19 protein-coding genes and 2 pseudogenes are annotated in these 17,773 nt (G+C 67.8%); 14 read left to right on the top strand and 7 right to left on the bottom strand.

Annotated elements, in window-relative coordinates:
• Positions 1-6 precede the first annotated feature (6 nt).
• From AT701_RS08670 to satS, 7 genes are all read left to right on the top strand, one after another.
• Positions 7-639, top strand: a complete 633-nt coding sequence (locus AT701_RS08670; protein ID WP_011727830.1) for a sigma-70 family RNA polymerase sigma factor — start codon at positions 7-9, stop codon at positions 637-639.
• 15 nt (positions 640-654) lie between these two features.
• The gene (locus tag AT701_RS08665; protein WP_058125663.1) at positions 655-1,377 is read left to right on the top strand and encodes an SDR family NAD(P)-dependent oxidoreductase; all 723 of its coding nucleotides are present in this window, start codon (positions 655-657) and stop codon (positions 1,375-1,377) included.
• 12 nt (positions 1,378-1,389) lie between these two features.
• Positions 1,390-1,800 carry a cupin domain-containing protein gene (locus tag AT701_RS08660; protein WP_011727828.1) on the top strand — a complete coding sequence of 137 codons (411 nt, stop codon included), beginning with the start codon at positions 1,390-1,392 and terminating at the stop codon, positions 1,798-1,800.
• Positions 1,801-1,851: 51 nt separating this feature from the next.
• A complete protein-coding gene (locus AT701_RS08655) occupies positions 1,852-2,142 on the top strand; it encodes a hypothetical protein (RefSeq protein ID WP_081319428.1) in 291 nt (96 codons plus the stop codon).
• A gap of 6 nt (positions 2,143-2,148) precedes the next feature.
• Positions 2,149-3,216: a C40 family peptidase gene (locus AT701_RS08650; protein WP_058125662.1), complete on the top strand. Its 1,068-nt coding sequence runs from the start codon at positions 2,149-2,151 to the stop codon at positions 3,214-3,216.
• Positions 3,213-3,380: a hypothetical protein gene (locus AT701_RS35230; RefSeq protein ID WP_058125661.1), complete on the top strand. Its 168-nt coding sequence runs from the start codon at positions 3,213-3,215 to the stop codon at positions 3,378-3,380. The genes AT701_RS08650 and AT701_RS35230 overlap by 4 nt, the downstream gene beginning before the upstream one ends.
• A 73-nt stretch (positions 3,381-3,453) precedes the next feature.
• A complete protein-coding gene (gene satS / locus AT701_RS08640) occupies positions 3,454-4,749 on the top strand; it encodes a protein export chaperone SatS (protein ID WP_058125660.1) in 1,296 nt (431 codons plus the stop codon).
• 10 nt (positions 4,750-4,759) lie between these two features.
• On the opposite strand, the gene AT701_RS08635 is transcribed toward satS, so the two are convergent.
• The 4 genes and pseudogenes from AT701_RS08635 to AT701_RS08620 all read right to left on the bottom strand — a co-directional run bounded on the left by AT701_RS08635 (position 4,760) and on the right by AT701_RS08620 (position 8,335).
• Positions 4,760-5,848: an adenosine deaminase gene (locus AT701_RS08635; RefSeq protein WP_058125659.1), complete on the bottom strand. Its 1,089-nt coding sequence runs from the start codon at positions 5,846-5,848 to the stop codon at positions 4,760-4,762.
• 154 nt (positions 5,849-6,002) lie between these two features.
• Positions 6,003-6,377: pseudogene (locus tag AT701_RS08630) on the bottom strand (amidohydrolase family protein); the annotation flags it as partial.
• A gap of 189 nt (positions 6,378-6,566) precedes the next feature.
• Positions 6,567-7,808: a thymidine phosphorylase gene (locus AT701_RS08625; protein WP_058125658.1), complete on the bottom strand. Its 1,242-nt coding sequence runs from the start codon at positions 7,806-7,808 to the stop codon at positions 6,567-6,569.
• A gap of 128 nt (positions 7,809-7,936) precedes the next feature.
• On the bottom strand, positions 7,937-8,335 hold the full coding sequence (locus tag AT701_RS08620; protein WP_014877157.1) for a cytidine deaminase: 399 nt from the start codon (positions 8,333-8,335) through the stop codon (positions 7,937-7,939).
• A gap of 217 nt (positions 8,336-8,552) precedes the next feature.
• Between AT701_RS08620 and sdhC the strand changes: the two genes are divergently transcribed.
• From sdhC to AT701_RS08595, 5 genes and pseudogenes are all read left to right on the top strand, one after another.
• A complete protein-coding gene (sdhC, locus tag AT701_RS08615) occupies positions 8,553-8,969 on the top strand; it encodes a succinate dehydrogenase, cytochrome b556 subunit (protein ID WP_011727812.1) in 417 nt (138 codons plus the stop codon).
• 47 nt (positions 8,970-9,016) lie between these two features.
• A complete protein-coding gene (locus AT701_RS08610) occupies positions 9,017-9,436 on the top strand; it encodes a succinate dehydrogenase hydrophobic membrane anchor subunit (RefSeq protein WP_228096443.1) in 420 nt (139 codons plus the stop codon).
• A 10-nt stretch (positions 9,437-9,446) separates the two neighbouring features.
• Positions 9,447-11,201, top strand: a complete 1,755-nt coding sequence (sdhA, locus tag AT701_RS08605) for a succinate dehydrogenase flavoprotein subunit (protein WP_058125657.1) — start codon at positions 9,447-9,449, stop codon at positions 11,199-11,201.
• A 2-nt stretch (positions 11,202-11,203) separates the two neighbouring features.
• Positions 11,204-11,989 (top strand): succinate dehydrogenase iron-sulfur subunit, encoded by a 786-nt coding sequence (locus AT701_RS08600; protein ID WP_003893076.1) that lies wholly within the window; start codon positions 11,204-11,206, stop codon positions 11,987-11,989.
• Between the two features lie 104 nt (positions 11,990-12,093).
• A pseudogene (locus AT701_RS08595) lies at positions 12,094-12,705 on the top strand (carboxymuconolactone decarboxylase family protein); the annotation flags it as partial.
• Here the strand turns inward: AT701_RS08595 and AT701_RS08590 are convergent.
• The 3 genes from AT701_RS08590 to AT701_RS08580 form a co-directional block, all read right to left on the bottom strand.
• Positions 12,659-13,180, bottom strand: coding sequence for a PPOX class F420-dependent oxidoreductase (locus tag AT701_RS08590; RefSeq protein WP_058125655.1), 522 nt, complete (start codon positions 13,178-13,180; stop codon positions 12,659-12,661). The pseudogene AT701_RS08595 and the gene AT701_RS08590 overlap by 47 nt on opposite strands.
• On the bottom strand, positions 13,180-14,094 hold the full coding sequence (locus tag AT701_RS08585; RefSeq protein WP_003893073.1) for a sigma-70 family RNA polymerase sigma factor: 915 nt from the start codon (positions 14,092-14,094) through the stop codon (positions 13,180-13,182). Before AT701_RS08585 ends, AT701_RS08590 begins: the two co-directional genes overlap by 1 nt.
• Positions 14,095-14,197: 103 nt before the next feature.
• Positions 14,198-15,685, bottom strand: coding sequence for a gamma-aminobutyraldehyde dehydrogenase (locus tag AT701_RS08580; RefSeq protein ID WP_014877153.1), 1,488 nt, complete (start codon positions 15,683-15,685; stop codon positions 14,198-14,200).
• Positions 15,686-15,818: 133 nt separating this feature from the next.
• On the opposite strand from AT701_RS08580, the gene AT701_RS08570 reads away from it, so the two are divergent.
• Positions 15,819-16,337 carry an Lrp/AsnC family transcriptional regulator gene (locus AT701_RS08570; protein WP_014877152.1) on the top strand — a complete coding sequence of 173 codons (519 nt, stop codon included), beginning with the start codon at positions 15,819-15,821 and terminating at the stop codon, positions 16,335-16,337.
• Entirely contained in the window at positions 16,334-17,719 is a 1,386-nt protein-coding gene (locus AT701_RS08565; RefSeq protein ID WP_003893069.1) for an aspartate aminotransferase family protein, read from the top strand. The genes AT701_RS08570 and AT701_RS08565 overlap by 4 nt, the downstream gene beginning before the upstream one ends.
• Positions 17,720-17,773: the final 54 nt, after the last annotated feature.

Below are 17,773 nucleotides of genomic sequence, written 5' to 3'. Positions count from 1 at the left end.
ATTCTCATGACCTTGCCACCGGACCTGGATGACCTGGAATCGGAGGCCGAACTCACCGCGCGGTTCATCCGCGACGCCATGCCCTACCAGCCCTCTCTGCTTCGCACTGCGCGCCGGCTGGCCCGCACCGAGGCCGACGCCGAGGATCTGGTGCAGGATGCTCTGCTGAACGCCTACGTCGGATTCCGCCGGTTCCGCCCCGGCACCAACCTGCGCGCCTGGCTGTTCCGCATCATGCACAACAGGTGGATCAGCACACACCGCATGACGCAGCGACGCCCCGCGACGTTCTGCGTCGACGAGGTCACCGACGGTGACCTCGCGGCGGGCGCGCTGCACGTGAGCCTGGGATGGCGATCGGCCGAGGACGAGGCGCTCGACACGATTCCCGACGCGCATGTGCGCACGGCACTCGATGCGCTGCCCGAGGGGTTCCGCACGGTGGTGTACTACGCCGACATCGAGGGCTTCACCTACGCCGAAACCGCTGTGCTGATGGGAATTCCGGTGGGGACCGTGATGTCGCGGATCGCCCGTGCGCGTCAGCGCCTGCGTGCCGCACTCACCGAGGACGCGGCACTCAACCAGGACACCGAAGTCACCGACAACACCCAGGCGAGCGCGGACTGCGCCGCCTGATCACGAGAGGAACACATGCAACTCAGCGGATACCACGCGTTGGTCACCGGAGGCACCGCGGGCATCGGCCGCGCGTGCGCCGACCTGCTGGCCAGAGAAGGCGCCCGCGTGACCATCACCGGCCGTGATGCCGACCGCGGCGCGGCCGCAGCCGCCGAACTCGGCGACAACGTGCGATTCGTGCAGGCCGACCTGTCGGATCTGCAGTCGGTCAACGCGCTTGCCGAACAATGTGATACGGCCGACATCGTCGTCAACAACGCCGCGAGCTTCCCCGGCGCGCTCACCGTCGAGCAGGACATCGCCTCCTACGAGCGCACCTTCGACACCAACGTGCGCGGAACGTATTTCCTGGTGGCCCAACTGGCTCCCGGCATGTTCGCACGCGGCCGGGGCAGCATCGTCAACGTCACGTCGATGGTCGCGTCCAAGGGCGTCGCGGGCGCCTCGACCTACAGCGCGTCGAAAGCCGCCGTCGAATCCCTCACCCGCACATGGGCCGCCGAGTTCGGTCCGCGCGGGGTCCGCGTCAACAGCGTCGCGCCCGGGCCGACCCGGACCGAAGGGGTCGAAGCCGAATGGGGCGACACCAACGAACAACTGGGCAAAGCCCTGCCGCTGGGCCGCACCGCGCAGCCCGAGGAGATCGCCCACGCGGTGCTGTTCCTGTGCTCACCGCGCGCGAGCTTCATCACCGGGTCCACCCTGCACGCCGACGGCGGCGGCGCAGCCGTCTGAGAGGAGACCGTCATGTCCGGCAACACCACCCGAAGCGAGGCATGGAAGACCGCGATCACCGTGGTGCAGGAGGTGCATGCGCCACACTTCCCCGAAGGCGCGCACGCCATGACCATCGTGGTCGAATTCCCGCCCGGTGACCCCGGCTCTCCCCCGCACCGCCACTCCGGACCCGCGTTCGGCTACGTGCTGGAAGGCGAGATGCTGTTCGAACTCGAAGGCGAACCGCCGCGCGTCGTGCGCGCCGGTGAAGCGTTCTGGGAGCCCGGCGGCGACGTCATCCACTACCAGGACGGCAACAACCGCAGCGACATCCCGGTCCGCTTCACCGTGACCATGATGTGCGCGCCGGGCCAACCGATGCTCGCCTTCGTCGACGACGACGAACTCCAGGCACGCAAGGACCGGCGGGTCGCGGGCTGACGAAAACGCACGGCAGCGGAACCGAACGGCGCTGCCGTGCGTCATAACGTCATGCTCGCTCTGTTCGCCGACACCGGCACCATCCGCGCGCACGGTGCCGCATGCGCCGCGCACACCGCCGACCTCGCCGCCCTGGCGGCGGTGTTGCGCACGCTGCCATCACAACTGCCCAGCCTCGGCCCGGCCGCTGACCGGTTTGTGGCCGTCTTCCTCGACGCGCTGGACGCCCAAGCCAAAGCCGTTGCCGCGCTGGGCGAACAAATCGGTCAGGCCGGTGTGACGGCGCAGCGCAACGCCGCGTCCTACGACGCCGCCGGACACCACGCCGCGGCGCTCCTGTAGGTCCGTATGCCGGGCGCACTGGTTCACGCACTCGCCGCACCGCTGCACGATCTGCGGACGCTGGTGGGGCCGGGCTGGGTCGCGACCGATGCGCCCGTCGCGGCGCTGTCTTCCGTGCGGAGCGCGCTCACCGACCTCGCCGCAGCGGCCGCGGCATCGTGGGCGCGGGTCTCCGACGGGTGGGCGGGCACGGCCTCCGACGCGGCCGGCGAGTTCTCCGCCGTCACCGCCGCCACCGCGCGGGCACTGGCCGATCGCGCCGGGATGCTCAGCGGCGTCGCACGCGAGGCCGGGACCGCGGTCGCGCGTGCGCAGGCGCGGTTGGACGCCGTCATCGAAGCCTTCGAACAGCGCGCGGCCGCCCTCGAGCCCCGACTCGACGAACCGGGCGTCGCCGAAGAGCTTGTGGCCGAGGCCCAGCGCGCCCTGCGTGAGGCCCTTGCCGTCATCGAGGAACTGCGCGCCGAACTCGACGGGCACGCCGGGACGGTCACATCGGCACCCGTCGCAGTGCCGGCAGGCTTCTCGGGTGCGGTACCGGCGATGCGCGCGAGCGGGTTCTCCGGGCTCGGACCGAACCTCGGTTCGGGCTCGCCGTCGGCATTCGCGCCCGCCTTCTCGGCGCCCGAGGCCGCCCCGGGCGGCCTGCTCGACACACCGGATGCCGCGATGTTCGGCGACGGTGTCGCGGTGCGACTTCCCGACGGCAGCACCACGATGGCCCCGAATGCCGTGGCGGCCAGCGCCGTGCGGCATGCGCTGACGCAACTGGGTGTGCCGTATCACTGGGGCGGTACCACACCGGGGGTGGGACTGGACTGCAGTGGGCTGACACAGTGGGCCTATCGCGAAGCGGGTCTGAACATCCCGCGGCTGGCGCAGGAGCAGGACATCGGCGCGGCGGTCGCCGCCAACGCGCTGCGACCCGGGGACCTCGCGGTGTGGGACGGGCACGTCGCGATGATCGTCGGACCGAACACCATGATCGAGGCGGGTGATCCCGTGCAGCTCTCCCCCATCCGCACCACCAACGCCGGGCAGGGGTTCCAAGGGTTCTGGCGGCCCACGGCATGAGCGGACCGTTCGAGGAGATCACGGCGCAGGCGCGGGCGCGCCTGCAGACGCTGGAGGCGGTCGCCGAAGAGCTGGCGCGGCTGCGCGCTGACCAGTCCGAACGCTCCGACGCCGGGTCACGCCGGCGTGTGCTCGACGGCCTGGTTGCCGGGCTCGAAGACTGATTCGGACCAGCGGCGCCTCGAAACAGCAGGCAACCTGACTGGGCATCAGGGGTACGCCGTTAGGCTGTGCCGCATGGCTGCTGACATCGTGCCGGTCCGGCTTGGGCTGACCAAGGGCGACCTCTACACACTGTGGGCTCCGCGCTGGCGTGACGCCGGCGACGAGTGGGAGGCATTTCTCGGCAAGGACGAGGACCTGTTCGCCTTCGAAACGGTGGCCGACCTGGTCGCATTCGTCCGCACCAACAGCGACAACGACCTCACCGACCATCCGGCGTGGGAGAAGCTGACCGAGGCCAACGCCCACAAACTCGACCCGGCCGAGGACCGCCACTACGACCTGGTCGGCGTGCCCGAGGTCGTCGCGGAGAAGCCGACCGAGGATTCGGTCGAGGCGCTGCGACGGACGCTGGCGATCGCGGCGTCGATCGGTTCGGTGTGCGACCTGGCCGCCGTCAACAGGTTCTTCAACGGCAACCCCGTGCTGTCGACGGTCGGCGGCGGCATCGAGGCGTTCAGCGGCCGCAGCGGCCGCAAGCGCTGGGGCGAGATCGAAACCGTGATCCTGCGCGGCTGGGACGGCGTGGTCGACGCGATCGACGAGATCGTCGCGATCCCCGAGGACATCGACGCGGCCGCGGTCAAGAAGGCCGAAGCCGAACTCGACGAGCCCGCGCCCGAAGAGGACGACGAGGACATCGCGGTCGAGGACACCGAAGATGCCGAGGCCGACACCGAAGCCGACACCGACGAATCCGACGACGATGACGATGACGCCGTCGTCGCGCCCGCGACCGCTGGCACCGGCGTGCTCGGCGGTGACGAGGACTTCTGGCTCAAGGTCGGCATCGACCCGGTCCGCATCATGACCGGCACCGGCACCTTCTACACGCTGCGCTGCTACCTCGACGACCAGCCCGTGTTCCTGGGCCGCAACGGCCGCATCAGCGTGTTCCCGTCCGAGCGCACCCTGGCGCGTTACCTCGCCGACGAGCACGACCACGACCTGTCGGACCTCGCGACCTACGACGACATCCGCACCGCGGCCACCGACGGATCGCTGCGCGTCGAGGTCACCGACGAGAACGTCTACGTGCTCAGCGGTATCGCCGACGACATCGCCGACGGGCCCGAGGCGATCGACCGCGATCAGCTCGAACTCGCGGTGGAGTTGCTGCGCGATGTCAGCGACTACTCCGAGGACAAGACCGTCGACGAGACGCTGAGCACCGACCAGCCGCTCGGCGCGTTCGTCGCGCACGTCCTGGAACCGGACAACCACGACGCCCCCGACGCGCCGTACGCCAAGGCCGTCGAGCAGTGGGAGTCCCTGGTGCGGTTCGTGGAGTCCCGGCTCCGTCAGGAGTAGCGGGCCGCGCTCAGCCGACGAGCACCGCATACCGCGGCTTGATCACCTCATCGATGATCGCGAGGCGCTGGTCGAACGGGATGAACGCGGACTTCATCGCGTTGATGGTGAACCGCTCCAGGTCCGACCAGCCGTAGCCGAACGCCTCGACCAGGCGGTGCATCTCCTGGCTCATGGTGGTGTCGCTCATCAACCGGTTGTCGGTGTTGACCGTGACGCGGAACCGCAGCCGCGCCAGCCGGTCGAACGGATGCTCTGCGATGCTCTTGACCGCGCCGGTCTGCACGTTGCTGCTCGGGCACATCTCCAGCGGGATCCGCTTGTCGCGCAACAGGGATGCCAACCTGCCGAGCTGCTGCGTGCCGTCGGGTAGTTCGGAGATGTCGTCGACGATGCGCACCCCGTGCCCCAGCCGGTCGGCACCACAGAACGCGATGGCCTCATGGATCGACGGCAGCCCGAACGCCTCGCCGGCGTGGATGGTGAAGCGTGCGTTGTTGCTTCGCATGTACTCGAACGCGTCGAGATGCCGCGACGGCGGGTAACCGGCCTCGGCGCCGGCGATGTCGAAGCCCACCACGCCCTTGTCCCGGAACCGGATCGCCAGTTCGGCGATCTCACGGGACCGTGCGGCGTGGCGCATCGCGGTCACCAGGCACCGCACGACGATCGTGCGGCCGGCCGCGGCCGAGGCCTTCTCACCGTCGGCGAAACCCGCCAGCACCGCGTCGACCACGTCGTCGAGCGACAGGCCGCCGTCGATGTGCAGTTCGGGGGCGAACCTGACCTCGGCGTACACGACGTTGTCGGCCGCGAGGTCTTCCACGCATTCGAACGCGACCCGGTGCAGCGCCTCGGGTGTCTGCATGACGCCGACGGTGTGCGCGAACGGTTCCAGGTACCGCACCAGCGATCCGCTGTGCGCGGCCGTGCGGAAGAACGTCGCCAGTTCGTCGGCGTCGGAGGCGGGAAGGTTGTCGTAGCCCACCTGCCCGGCCAGGTCGAGCACGGTGGCCGGGCGCAGCCCGCCGTCGAGATGGTCGTGTAGCAGGGCCTTGGGGGCGTGGGTGATCTTCTCCAAACTCAGCGGCGTACTCATGCCTTCCATCATCCGGGTGAAAGGTAAGAGTGTCTCTGGCTTGAGGCTGCGGCACGGCACCGCGACCGTGCATGTCTGCGGCCCGGCACGCCGTGTCTTGTCAGCACTCGGCGCACGCTCGCGGTGGGGCCGGCCGGGGGTGATCGGCGTCGGTCGAGTCGACCACGTCGTCGAGCGACAGGCCGCCGTCGATGTGCAGTTCGGGGGCGAACCTGACCTCGGCGTACACGACGTTGTCGGCCGCGAGGTCTTCCACGCATTCGAACGCGACCCGGTGCAGCGCCTCGGGTGTCTGCATGACGCCGACGGTGTGCGCGAACGGTTCCAGGTACCGCACCAGCGATCCGCTGTGCGCGGCCGTGCGGAAGAACGTCGCCAGTTCGTCGGCGTCGGAGGCGGGAAGGTTGTCGTAGCCCACCTGCCCGGCCAGGTCGAGCACGGTGGCCGGGCGCAGCCCGCCGTCGAGATGGTCGTGTAGCAGGGCCTTGGGGGCGTGGGTGATCTTCTCCAAACTCAGCGGCGTACTCATGCCTTCCATCATCCGGGTGAAAGGTAAGAGTGTCTCTGGCTTGAGGCTGCGGCACGGCACCGCGACCGTGCATGTCTGCGGCCCGGCACGCCGTGTCTTGTCAGCACTCGGCGCACGCTCGCGGTGGGGCCGGCCGGGGGTGATCGGCGTCGGTCGAAATGCGCCGTCGGCCGGATGGCGCTCGCGGACCTAGTCGATGCGGTCGATGATCAGCGGCAGTTCTTGCGGCGCCGCGTCGTCGACAGACCAGGCGCCGTCGAGTTCGCCGAGCGCGGCCGGCAGCCGATCCGGGGTGTCGGTGCAGAGCGTGAAGAGTGTCTCGCCGGCAGCGACAGGCTCCCCCGGCCGGCGGTGCAGCCGCACCCCGGCGCCGAGCTGGACGGGTTCACCGGGCTGCGCACGCCCGGCGCCCAGGCGCCAGGCGGCCATCGCCACCCCCATGGCGTCGATGTCGCCCATCACGCCGCCGCGGGGCGCGGTCACGGTCTCGGATGCCGCACCGATCGGCAGCGGCCGGCTGAGATCGCCGCCCTGGGCGGCGACGAGGGCACGGAAGCGATCCATGGCCGACCCGTCGCGCAGCGTCTCGGCGGGATCGGCACCGTCGATGCCCGCTGCGGCCAGCATCTCGCGCGCCAGCGCCATGGTCAGCTCGACGACGTCGGCAGGCCCGCCGCCGGCGAGGACGTCGAGGGATTCCGCGACCTCGACCGCATTGCCCACCGAGAGCCCGAGCGGCCGGTTCATGTCGGTGAGCAGCGCACGGGTGGGCACGCCGTAGTCGTTGCCGAGTTCGACCATGGTGCGAGCGAGCTCGCGGGATTCCGCCTCGGTCTTGAGGAACGCCCCGCGCCCGACCTTGACGTCGAGCACCAGCGCACGCGCACCTTCGGCGAGTTTCTTGCTCATGATGGAGCTGGCGATCAGGGGCAGGGATTCGGTGGTGGCCGTGACGTCGCGCAGTGCGTAGATCTTGCGGTCTGCGGGAGCGAGCTCACCGGCGGCGAAGATCGCCGCCCCCACCTCGCAAAGCTGTTGGCGGATCTGGGTTTTGGTGAGCTCGGCGCTGAACCCCGGGATTGCTTCGAGCTTGTCGAGGGTGCCTCCGGTGTGGCCGAGTCCGCGTCCGGCGGCCTGCGGCACGGCGGCGCCGCACGCGATCACCACGGGCACCAGCGGGATGGTGAGTTTGTCGCCGACGCCGCCGGTCGAGTGCTTGTCGACCAAAGCCAGTGGCCTGCCGTCACGTTCAAGATCGGTGAAGTCGAACCGCTCCCCCGAGTTCACCATGGCCGCTGTCCAGCGGGTGATCTCGCCCGGCGTCATGCCGCGCAGGAAGATCGCCATCAGCAGCGCCGACATCTGTTCGTCGGCGACCCGGCCGCGGGTGTAGTTGTCGATCACCCAGTCGATGGCGTCGTCGGACAGCACACCGCCGTCGCGTTTGGTTCGGATGATGGTTGGCGCGTCGATACCCGGATCCTACTGACCCACGAACTTACTCGTCGGTAACCGCGTGACGGCGGGTCGCACGCCCGGAGTCCTTGAACCGCTTGACGTTAGCGGCGCCCGAGATCGTCGGGCCCGAAGGCGTCGGGAAGCAGTTCGCGCAGCGGCCGGGGCCCGTGCGCGTGATCGATGAGCAACTCGGGTCCGCCGTGTTCGAGCAACACCTGCCTGCAGCGTCCACACGGCATCAGAACGCCTCCGTCGGGGCCCACACAGGACAGCGCCACGAGGCGTCCGCCGCCTCCGGAATGGAGGGCGCAGACCACAGCGCACTCGGCACAGAGACCTAGACCATATGAGACATTCTCCACATTGCATCCGGTCACCGTCCGGCCGTCGTCGACCAGCGCGGCCGCACCGACCGGAAAGCCCGAATAGGGCGCATATGCGTGCCGAGAGACCTCGATTGCCTTGCTGCGCAGGGCATTCCAATTCACGTTTGCGTTCATGTCGATTTCACCGGCCCCGTTCTGAATGCATTCCGAAAACTCCCGCTCGCGGTCTCGCAATAAGGATAGGTAAGCCTAACTTTGCCCTGGTTAACCCGCCAAACCGCTACACCGTAGTTCGTTCAGGTCTACAAAGGGGATTAGAGTTCGCCCCGATGGTTTGGGGCTAGTCGACAGACCGGTCCCCAGACATCCACCGATGGCGTTGGAGGGACCGATGAGTACGCAGACGGAGGTACCGGCTCCGCAACCCAAGAAGACACGCCGGCGCACCCTTTATCGCGGTGATCCGGGGATGTGGTCTTGGGTCTTGCACCGCATTACCGGTGCCACGATTTTCTTTTTCCTTTTTGTCCATGTTCTTGACACCGCCCTGGTCCGCGTGAGCCCGCAGGCCTACAACGAGGTCATCGAGACGTACAAGACCCCGATCGTCGGCCTGATGGAGATCGGCCTGGTCGCCGCTGTGCTGTTCCACGCACTCAACGGCATCCGCGTCATCCTCATCGACTTCTGGGCCAAGGGCCCGCGCTACCAGCGGCAGATGCTGGCTGTCATCGCCGGCCTCTTCCTGGTGATCTTCATCGCAGCAGTGGGAGTTATCGGTATGCACATGGTGGAGCGGTTCCTGTGAGCGCGCCAGGGGCAGGCGAATCCCGCCTGGGGCGCCCGGCGCCCGTGATGGAACGTGAGCACGATCGCCCGGCCGCGCTCGATCACCCGCGCGCGCCACGCAAGCCTCGCGGCATCCCGTACTTCGAGAAGTACGCCTGGCTGTTCATGCGGTTCTCCGGTATCGCGCTGGTGTTCCTGGCGCTCGGCCACCTGTTCATCATGCTGATGTGGCAGGACGGCGTGTACCGGATCGATTTCAACTACGTCGCAGAGCGCTGGGCCTCGCCGTTCTGGCAGATCTGGGACATGGCCCTGCTCTGGTTGGCAATGATCCACGGCGCCAACGGCATGCGCACCATCATCGGTGACTACGCCCGCAAGAACGTCACGAAGTTCTGGCTGAACTCGCTTCTGCTGCTGGCGACCGGTTTCACGTTGGTGCTGGGCAGCTACGTACTGGTCACCTTCGACGCGAATATTTCATAAAGGACGCAGGATGATTCAGGAACATCGCTACGACGTCGTCATCGTCGGCGCAGGCGGCGCCGGCATGCGGGCGGCCGTCGAGGCAGGCCCGCGGGCACGCACCGCGGTGCTGACCAAGCTGTACCCCACGCGTAGCCACACCGGTGCGGCGCAGGGCGGCATGTGTGCCGCGCTGGCCAACGTCGAAGAAGACAACTGGGAGTGGCACACCTTCGACACCGTCAAGGGCGGCGACTACCTCGCCGACCAGGACGCCGTCGAGATCATGTGCAAGGAAGCCATCGACGCGGTCCTCGACCTCGAGAAGATGGGGATGCCGTTCAACCGCACCCCCGAGGGCCGCATCGACCAGCGCCGCTTCGGCGGGCACACCCGTGACCACGGCAAGGCCCCGGTGCGCCGCGCCTGCTACGCCGCCGACCGCACGGGCCACATGATCCTGCAGACGCTGTACCAAAACTGCGTCAAGCACGACGTCGAGTTCTTCAACGAGTTCTACGCGCTCGACATCGCACTGACCGAGACCCCGGCGGGTCCGGTCGCCACCGGCGTCATCGCCTACGAACTGGCCACCGGCGACATCCACGTCTTCCACGCCAAGGCGATCGTGTTCGCCACGGGCGGGTCGGGCCGGATGTACAAGACCACCTCCAACGCCCACACGCTGACCGGTGACGGCCTGGGCATCGTCTTCCGCAAGGGACTTCCCTTGGAGGACATGGAGTTCCACCAGTTCCACCCGACGGGCCTGGCCGGCCTGGGCATCCTGATCTCCGAGGCCGTGCGCGGCGAGGGCGGCCGGTTGCTCAACGGCGAGGGCGAGCGGTTCATGGAGCGCTACGCGCCGACGATCGTCGACCTCGCGCCGCGCGACATCGTGGCCCGCTCGATGGTGCTCGAGGTCCTCGAAGGCCGCGGCGCCGGACCGAACAAGGATTACGTCTACATCGACGTGCGCCACCTCGGTGAGGATGTGCTCGAGGCCAAGCTGCCCGACATCACCGAGTTCGCCCGCACCTATCTCGGTGTGGACCCGGTCAAGGAACTCGTGCCGGTGTACCCGACGTGCCACTACGTCATGGGCGGCATCCCGACCACGGTCCACGGCCAGGTGCTGCGCGACAACACCAACGTCATCCCCGGCCTGTACGCCGCGGGCGAGTGTGCGTGTGTGTCGGTGCACGGCGCCAACCGTCTGGGCACCAACTCGCTGCTGGACATCAACGTGTTCGGCCGCCGCGCCGGCATCGCCGCGGCCGAGTACGCGCAGAACCACAACTTCGTGGACATGCCCGAGAACCCGGCCGAGATGGTCGTCGGCTGGGTCGGTGACATCCTGTCCGAGCACGGCAACGAGCGCGTCGCCGACATCCGCGGTGCGCTGCAGCAGTCCATGGACAACAACGCCGCGGTGTTCCGCACCGAGGAGACGCTCAAGCAGGCGCTCACCGACATCCACGCGCTCAAGGAGCGCTACTCGCGAATCACGGTGCACGACAAGGGCAAGCGCTACAACAGCGACCTGCTGGAGGCCATCGAGCTTGGCTTCCTGCTTGAGCTTGCCGAGGTGACCGTCGTCGGCGCCCTCAACCGCAAGGAGTCCCGCGGCGGACACGCGCGCGAGGACTACCCCAACCGCGACGACACCAACTACATGCGCCACACCATGGCCTACAAGCAGGGCACCGACCTGCTGTCCGATATCCGGCTGGACTACAAGCCCGTCGTCCAGACCCGGTACGAGCCGATGGAGCGGAAGTACTGAATATGAGTGCACCCGTCATAGACAAGCCGGAAGCCGGCGACCCCGAGCTGCCGCCCGTGCCCGAGGGCGCCGTGATGGTCACCCTCAAGATCGCACGGTTCAACCCCGAGAACCCCGACGCCGCAGGCTGGCAGAGCTTCCGGGTTCCGTGCCTGCCCAGCGACCGTCTGCTCAACCTGCTGCACTACGTGAAGTGGTACCTGGACGGCACGCTGACGTTCCGCCGGTCCTGCGCGCACGGCGTGTGCGGCTCGGACGCCATGCGGATCAACGGCGTCAACCGGTTGGCGTGCAAGGTGCTGATGCGCGACATGCTGCCGAAGAACCCCAACAAGCAGCTCACCATCACCATCGAGCCCATCCGCGGCCTGCCCGTGGAGAAGGACCTGGTGGTGAACATGGAGCCGTTCTTCGACGCCTACCGTGCCGTCAAGCCGTTCCTGGTGACCAGCGGCAACCCGCCCACCAAGGAGCGCATCCAGAGCCCGACCGACCGCGCCCGCTACGACGACACCACCAAGTGCATCCTGTGTGCCTGCTGCACCACGAGCTGCCCGGTGTACTGGAGCGAGGGTTCGTACTTCGGTCCGGCCGCGATCGTCAACGCGCACCGGTTCATCTTCGATTCGCGTGACGAGGCCGCCGCCGAGCGTCTCGACATCCTCAACGAGGTCGACGGGGTGTGGCGCTGCCGCACGACGTTCAACTGCACCGAGGCCTGCCCGCGTGGCATCCAGGTGACCCAGGCGATCCAGGAGGTAAAGCGCGCGCTGATGTTCGCGCGCTGAGTTTCTTATCGTCGAGTGTTGGCTTGTGTACCAGGATCCTTCCGGATCTGGAACACAAGCCAACACTCGTTTCGGGGTCCTGTCCCACATCCCTGTCACACTCTGCGGCGCTGCCTCGTCTGACAGATATGACCGAAACGAAGACGAGAATCGCTCCCCTTCCCCCGCAACAGGCCGGTCTGCTGACCCGGCTGATGTACCGCTACGCCAAGAAGCGCTTCGGCGAGGTGCCCGAACCGTTCACGGTGGCGGCGCACCATCCGCGGCTGCTGCTCGCCAACGCCGTGCACGAGGGCCTGCTGCAGGGCGGGTCGAAGAAGCTGCCCGCCAGTGTCCGTGAGCTCGCGGTGTTCTGGACGGCCCGCACGGTGGGCTGCTCGTGGTGCGTGGACTTCGGCTCGATGCTGATGCGGCTGGAGAATCTGGACGTCGAGCGGCTGAAGCACATCGACGACTACGCCACCTCACCGTCGTTCAACGAGGACGAGCGCGCCGCGATCGCCTACGCCGACGCGATGACCACCGACCCGCACGCCGTCACCGACGAACAGGTGGCCGACCTGCGCAGGCGCTTCGGCGACGATGGCGTGATCGAGCTGACTTACCAGATCGGTGTGGAGAACATGCGTGCGCGCATGTATTCGGCACTCGGCATCACCGAGCAGGGCTTCAGCTCGGGGGATGCGTGCCGGGTCCCGTGGGCCCAGCAGGGCTGATCTCGATGTAAGCCATTGGCACACCGAAGGTTCGACTGCCCCTGTCGAGGGTGCGCTCGAACAGCTTCATCGGCAGGCTCCAGTTGGCCTCGATCACGGCGTCGGCGCGCGCGTGCTCGGACTCTCCCAGGATGCGCGCGGTGCCCGCGACCACCGGCCCGCTGGGCCTGCCCCGCAGGGTGCACGGCGCGACGATCACGTTGGGATTGTTGCGGATTCGCTTGACCTTCGCGGTCGACGCCTCGGTGCGCACGTACAGCTTGCCGTCCGCGACGCCGTGGTTGATGGGGCTGGGCACGGCCTCACCGGAGCGTTTGAACGTCACCAGCAGGATCTGGCGGTGACGCTCGAAGCCCGTGAAGTCGGCAGCGGTCGGCTCCCCGATCTCGAACGCCTCGCGGTGACGCATCTTGTCCATGCCGCGGTTCACGATCCAGCCGAACGTCTGGCCCAGGTTTCCCCGGTCGCCGGGCATCATGGGCGTCTGACCGCGGCGCCGAGTGGTGAACCGGTGAACTTGTCGGGATTTGCGACGTCCCACACCGCACAGACCTTGCCGTCGCGCACCGTCATCGCGGTGATGCGCGGCAGCAGTTCGGGATACCCGTCCCCCGCGGGCGCACCCGGGGTGTAGGTGCCCAGTTCGCCGTTGATGAGGGCCAATTGCGCGCCGGCCAACCAGTTCGGCCCGTAGCGTCGCGCGAGCCCGAACAGGAACCGCGCGACCTTCTCGGGCCCGTGGATGACGCGCGGCGCCGTCGGCGCCTTGCGGTTCGAGTCGCCGGTGAACGTGACGTCCGGGTGCAGCAGGCGCACGACGCCGTCCATGTCGCCCGCGGCCAGCGCCGCCATCAACGCCCCAGCGATCTCGTTGTGGGTGTTGTCGTCGACCGGCGGTGGAGCGTCGGCGACCGCGCGTCGCGCCCGCGATGCCAGTTGCCGCGCCGAGGCCGCGCTCACGCCGAGGACGTCGGCGATGTCGGGGAACGGCACGCCGAAGCCGTCGTGCAGGACGAACGCGACGCGCTGGTCGGGGCTGAGCTGTTCGAGCACCACCATCGCCGCGAAGCGCGCGTCCTCACCCGCCACCACGGCGTTGAGCGGATCGTTGCCGTCGATGCCGGTCACCACGGGTTCGGGCAGCCACTCACCGTAATAGGACTCACGACGGTGCGCGGCCGATCGCAAACGGTCCAGGCCGAGGCGGCTGACGACGGTGGTCAGCCAGGCCTGGAGGTTTTCGATGGGCGCCTCCTGGCCGGCCCATCTGATCCACGCCTCTTGGACGATGTCCTCGGCGTCGGCGTAGGTCCCCGTCAAGCGGTAGGCGACCGCCAAGAGGTGGGGTCGCAGCGCCTCGAACTGGTCCGTCCGCGCGGCGGTGGTCACACTTCAGACGATAACGCTCGGTCGCGCCGCCTTCCACGACCGCCGACACTACGGTTTGTGGCGGGAAAACCGCGTTTCCACACCACAAACCGTCGTCTCGGCGCTATCGCTTGTTGAAGATGGTGCGGTGCCATTCCTTTTCGGCCACACCCGTGATGTCGCTCATCACGTGCTTGATGGTGAGGTACTCCTCGAACGAGTAGTCGCTCATGTCCTTGCCGAAGCCCGACGCACCGACACCGCCGTGCGGCATCTCGCTGATGATCGGGATGTGGTCGTTGATCCACACACAGCCCGCGTTGATCTCGCGTGAGGCGCGCTGCGCGCGGTACACGTCGCGGGTCCACGCCGAGGCCGCCAGACCGTACTCGGTGTCGTTGGCCTGGCGCAGCGCGTCGTCGTCGTCGGTGAACGAGCGCACCGTGAGCACCGGGCCGAAGATCTCGTCGCGGTACACCTCGGAGGACTCGTCGACGTCGGCGATCAGCGTCGGGCGGTAGAACGCGCCGGGCAGATCGGGAGCCTCACCGCCGGTGACGACGCGTCCGCCCTGCTGCGGCGCCCGCGCCACCATGCCCGCCACCTTGTCGCGGTGCGCGTACGAGATCAGCGGCCCGAGGTCGGTGTCGGGATCGTGCGGATCGCCGACGACGATCTTGCCCATCACCTCGGCGACGCCCGCGACGAAGTCGTCGTAGAGCTCGCGGGCGACGATGGCGCGTGTCGCGGCCGTGCAGTCCTGTCCGGTGTTGATCAGCGCACCGGCCACCGCGCCCTGGACGGCGGCGTCGAGATCGGCGTCAGAGAACACCACGAACGGGGCCTTGCCGCCCAGTTCCAGCTGGGTGCGGTGGCCGTGGACGGCCGCGGAGGCCATGACCTTGCGGCCGACCGCGGTGGAGCCCGTGAACGTCACGACGTCGACGTCGCGGTGCCCGGCCAGCGCGGTGCCCACCTCGGCACCCGATCCGGTGACGACGTTGAACACCCCGTCGGGCAGACCGGCCTCGCTGGCCAGCCTGGCCAGGGTCAGTGTGGTCAGCGGCGTGATCTCGGCGGGTTTGATCACCACGGCGCAGCCCGCGGCCAGTGCCGGGATCACCTTCCACACGGCCATCTGCAGCGGGTAGTTCCACGGGGTGATGGTCGCGACCACACCGACGGCCTCGCGGCGGATGCTCGACGTGTGGTCACCGGAGTATTCGGCGGTCGCCTTGCCTTCGAGGTGCCGGGCCGCGCCGGCAAAGAAATCGATGTTGTCGACGCTGCCGGGTACGTCGAACTCAGTGGCCAGGCGGACGGGTTTGCCGGTCTGGCTGACCTCTTCGGCCACGAACTGCTCGGCGTGCTCGTCGGCCAGCTTGGCCAGCTTCGCCAGAACGGCCGAACGCTCGGCCGGGGTTGCGCCCGCCCACGCGGGAAATGCGGCGCGTGCAGCGGCGACGGCGGTGTCCACGTCGGCCGCGGTGGCCAGGTTGTACTCGGAGACCGATTTGCCCGTTGCCGGGTCGATGATCTGGTGGGTTTCCCCGGAGGTCTCCACCGAGGCACCATTGATCCAACTGCTCGCGACTTTTACTGCCACACTCATGGGCCAACGCTAACCGATCGGAGCCCGGTTCGGCTACGCAATCCCTACGCAATCCCGCAGTCGAGGTGCCTTCAAACGAGCGATTTCATCGATACTGTTGCCCCAAACAACGGATTCCGTGCACAATCGTGGCATGACCAACCCCGATGGTCACGAGCTGGCACCCGTGCCGTCGCTACGGGTGAACCATTCTCGTCCCGGTGCATTTCAGCTCGATGAATTGTCCAAGGCAATCATCGAGAAGCTGCAGGCCGACGGCAGGCGGTCCTACGCCGGCATCGGCAAGGCCGTCGGCCTGTCCGAGGCCGCCGTGCGACAGCGTGTGCAACGCATGGTCGACGCCGGCGTCATGCAGATCGTCGCGGTCACCGACCCGTTGCAGTTGGGCTTCGCGCGTCAGGCGATGATCGGGATCCGTTGCACCGGCGACACCACCAAGCTGGCCGAGAAACTCGCCCAGATCGAATCCGTCGACTACGTGGTGCTGACCGCGGGCTCGTTCGACGCGATCGTCGAGGTTGTCTGCGAGGACGACGATAGCCTGCTGGAACTACTCAACACCAAGATTCGCGCATTACCGGGAGTGATATCCACCGAGACCCTCGTTTATTTGAAACTTGTTAAACAGCAATACAATTGGGGAACCAGATGACAACCGCAGATATCACTCAAACAGCGCCGACGGACCTCGGCGCCAAGGCGAACCGGCACCTGTGGGGCCACTTCGCCCGCCATGGTGACGGCATCACCCCGCCGATCATCACGCGCGGCGAGGGCGTCAAGATCTTCGACGACTCCGGCAAGAGCTACATCGACGGCCTGAGCGGCCTGTTCGTCGTCCAGGTCGGCCACGGCCGCAAGGAACTCGCCGAGGCCGCCGCCAAGCAGGCCGAGAAGCTGTCGTTCTTCCCGCTGTGGTCCTACGCCACCCCGCCTGCCATCGAACTGGCCGAGCGCGTCGCGAGTTTCGCACCGGGCGACCTCAACCGCGTCTTCTTCACCACCGGCGGCGGCGAGGCCGTCGAGAGCGCGTGGAAGCTGGCCAAGCAGTACTTCAAGCTGACCGGCAAGCCCGGCAAGCACAAGGTCGTCTCGCGCTCGATCGCCTACCACGGCACGCCGCAGGGTGCGCTGGCGATCACCGGCATCCCGGCCTTCAAGGCGCCGTTCGAGCCGCTGACCCCCGGCGGGTTCCGCGCACCGAACACCAACTTCTACCGTGCACCTGCCGAATATGCCCACGACGAAAAGGCTTTCGGCCGCTACTGCGCCGACCGGATCGCCGAGGCCATCGAGTTCGAGGGCCCCGACACCGTCGCCGCGGTGTTCCTCGAGCCCGTGCAGAACGCCGGTGGCTGCTTCCCGCCGCCGCCCGGGTACTTCGAGCGTGTCCGCGAGATCTGCGACGAGTACGACGTGCTGCTGGTCTCCGACGAGGTGATCTGTGCCTACGGCCGGATCGGATCGATGTTCGCGTGCAACGACTTCGGTTACGTTCCCGACATCATCACCAGCGCCAAGGGCCTGACGTCGGGCTACTCGCCGCTGGGCGCGATGGTCGCCAGCGACCGGCTGTTCGAGCCGTTCAACGACGGCAAGACCGTGTTCGGGCACGGCTACACCTTTGGCGGGCACCCGGTTTCGGCCGCTGTCGCGATGGCCAACCTCGACATCTTCGAGCGTGAGGGCATCAACGACCACGTCAAGACCATGGCTCCGGCCTTCCGCGCGACGCTGGAGAAGCTCTACGACCTGCCGATCGTCGGTGACGTCCGCGGTGAGGGCTTCTTCTACGGCATCGAGCTGGTGAAGGACAAGACCACCAAGGAGACGTTCAACGACGAAGAGTCCGAGCGTCTGCTGCGCGGGTTCCTCACCCCCGCCCTGTGGGAGGCCGGTCTGTACTGCCGCGCCGACGACCGTGGCGACCCAGTCGTGCAGCTCGCGCCGCCGCTGATCAGCGGTCAGGCCGAGTTCGACGCGATCTACGACATCCTGCACAACGTCCTCACCGAGGCCGGCAACAGGCTCTAGATCATCCGCCGAAACGGCATGCCGTCAGGAGAAGTTCGAGTAACGCCCTGACGG

Source organism: Mycolicibacterium smegmatis (genome assembly GCF_001457595.1).
In the GTDB taxonomy this organism is placed as follows: Bacteria; Actinomycetota; Actinomycetes; order Mycobacteriales; family Mycobacteriaceae; genus Mycobacterium; species Mycobacterium smegmatis.
Note: the sequence above shows the minus strand (reverse complement) of the source record. Positions and strands in the feature narration are given on the sequence as shown.